4 protein-coding genes are annotated in these 2,439 nt (G+C 48.3%); 3 read left to right on the top strand and 1 reads right to left on the bottom strand.

The features are described 5' to 3' along the window. Window positions 1-137 precede the first annotated feature (137 nt). Window positions 138-284, bottom strand: coding sequence for a hypothetical protein (locus tag QT222_RS02360; protein WP_491476182.1), 147 nt, complete (start codon window positions 282-284; stop codon window positions 138-140). A 99-nt stretch (window positions 285-383) separates the two neighbouring features. On the opposite strand from QT222_RS02360, the gene QT222_RS02355 reads away from it, so the two are divergent. The 3 genes from QT222_RS02355 (at window position 384) to QT222_RS02345 (ending at window position 2,169) form a co-directional block, all read left to right on the top strand. Further along, complete coding sequence (locus QT222_RS02355; protein WP_491476181.1) at window positions 384-638, top strand: hypothetical protein; 255 nt, start codon at window positions 384-386, stop codon at window positions 636-638. A 346-nt stretch (window positions 639-984) separates the two neighbouring features. After that, window positions 985-1,500, top strand: coding sequence for a hypothetical protein (locus QT222_RS02350; RefSeq protein ID WP_491476180.1), 516 nt, complete (start codon window positions 985-987; stop codon window positions 1,498-1,500). A 462-nt stretch (window positions 1,501-1,962) separates the two neighbouring features. Then, the gene (locus QT222_RS02345) at window positions 1,963-2,169 is read left to right on the top strand and encodes a hypothetical protein (protein ID WP_491476179.1); all 207 of its coding nucleotides are present in this window, start codon (window positions 1,963-1,965) and stop codon (window positions 2,167-2,169) included. The last annotated feature ends 270 nt before the right edge of the window (window positions 2,170-2,439 follow it).

Below are 2,439 nucleotides of genomic sequence, written 5' to 3'. Positions count from 1 at the left end.
CGTAACCTCCGGCGCGTCGAAGTCACCAAATCGGCCTGTTTTCACCCGAGATCGAACCGACCAACTAGCTAAGGTTCCGGAAAACAGAGCTACCTACCAGAACCGGAACCATGCAGGAACGTCCCTATCCATCGAAGTCAGGAAAGCGACTGTGACTCTCCCGCGACGAGCAGGACAAACTTCTCTCGCTCGTTGAGGATGAGTACCTGCGTCGACGCATCGCCCTCGACCTCGCACTCCACGGTCTCCGCAGTGATGAAGTCCGGAACGTCGAGCCGCGACACTTCCAGCCGCTCAACGACAACGGGAAGTGGCGACTCACGATTCCCGACGGGAAGACCGGCACTCGGGACACGCCGGTCTCGCGAAGTCTCCGCGAGCGCGTGAAGTACCTGAAGTCAGCAGCACGCCTTCGCATCGACGAGTCGGTCATCGACGTCTCGACGCGGTCACTCCGAGACTGGATCGTCGAGGCGCGCGAGCAGCTAGCCGACGATTTCGACGATGACCGCTGGCACAACCTCGGAATGCATGATCTCCGACGAACGGGGGCGATGGACACGTTCTACTCACTCGCGTTCGAGAGCGATGGCTCACCTCAGCTACGCGCAAGGCCGGTAGGCTTCACGTTTCTCTAGGCAAATAGGCGATTCAGAATTCTGAGGTCTGATTAGATTTGTCTGCAACGACTGTTCTTGAGTGTCTGAGTGAGTTTGCAGTCGATAGGTTGCATGTTTCTCTACAAAGATGAAGCGACGAGGCAACCATTTTGTTGATATTTTCAACTGTTAATACCTTCTTGAAACGGTATGGATTCATAAACAAGAATCATCAGAGTATTTATTTATTTTTGATACATATGACAATTTGTTTATTCAATTGACTATTTCTGAGTACATGAAGGAGATTTCAACTCAAAATCTGAAGAAAGAACAAAAGGTGTTATCAACTATCTTATTACTATACTAAATTGGTAATATTTATATGCTAATCGTTCATTTATTGATTGCAAATGGAAAAGACGAATTCAGAAGCAATTATACACGCAGAAATGTTGTTCGAACTGCAGCAGGTCTCGGTGGGCTTGGACTTACTGGCTTGTTAGCCTCAGGAACTGCAGCAGCCAAGCCAAGTGAAAAAGGAGAAGAGGGATACGTCATCAATAGTGAAGGGTTCCTTGAGTACCACGGTCCCAAGGATGAGGAGTACATCCTGGAGGCAGTCAAGGGGATGAACCAGACCAAGCGTGATGGTAAGGTTGACTTCGTAATGGAGGATGGAAAGTGGTCGTTGAGAAGGTCCCAACCCTTTCTACGATGGCATCATGTGCTGGACAGAATGGATATAACAGTAAACCACAATACAACGGCTACAAGCACACATTCAAGCTTGACCACTGTAACACCCGAGACCTCGTTGATTTACTCATTGCTGGCGCTGCAGTCTCTCAGATCGCCGCAGTCATCACAGCTGCTACAGGGAATGTCCCCGCTGCTGTAGTTTCCGAGTGCGCTGCTATTGTCCTTGCCGCAGGTTGGCAGATAATTGATAATAACGCCGAGGGTAGTGGCGTCAAGATTGTTTTCTTCCTCCCTAACGTTATCGGTGTACCTGGTATCAATCCACAGTAATTACCACTAGCCACTAAATCGCCCCCTTTTGTTATTGAAAAACATGCCTTCATACACTTTTTCAATTGACAATTGGTGGATCGTGATGGTTATCTCGGCAGTCCTAATTCTCGGATTCCTGTTTAATGGCTATTACCACAATACCACAGGGTACAGTGGCACATATTTTCTAGCGGCAGTCCTCGTGACACTTATTGGAGGTGGATACGGATTAGTGATGGCAACTAATTGATGACAGAATCGAACGAAAATTCACCACGTATAACTTCAGAAAATTGAGAATTAAGAACCCTCCACAATATTTAATATGTCTCGGTACAGATATGGAATAATGTCTGGTATCGTCGAAGTGATAAGTAACCTGTATAACCCGGATACCCGAGCAATAACTAGCGTCATCATCGGATCGGCGTTTATTTTATTGCTTTTTATTATTAATTCTACCCCCTCAAACCCAGTGTACCTGGGTGGTATTGCGGTGACAGTGTTAGTGCTCATAGCAGCTATCGGAATTTTCATCTCCTCCAGAGAACGCTGATCACTTCTTATTGAAGTATCGTATCGGGAAGTTCGACAGCGATATTCTCCGAGACCAACAATCGCAACTCACCACGGCACGATCTGAGACATAGTCACTCAGTCTCCCAAATCATTCGCGAGATAAGGGCCGTCTGATCGTCCAGTCCGTGCAAGAAAGCACAATCACGCACGAGGCGACACCCCGGACTCCCGTTGCAAACGCCGACTAACTGGACTGTTGCGGCTCGGCACGGGAGGGGCCGAATAGGTCCCGTCTGCGGTCAATAGT

The organism is Haloferax sp. s1 (genome assembly GCF_058382125.1).
The sequence above is the reverse complement of the archived record's forward strand: the minus strand, read 5'-3'. Positions and strand labels throughout refer to the sequence as shown.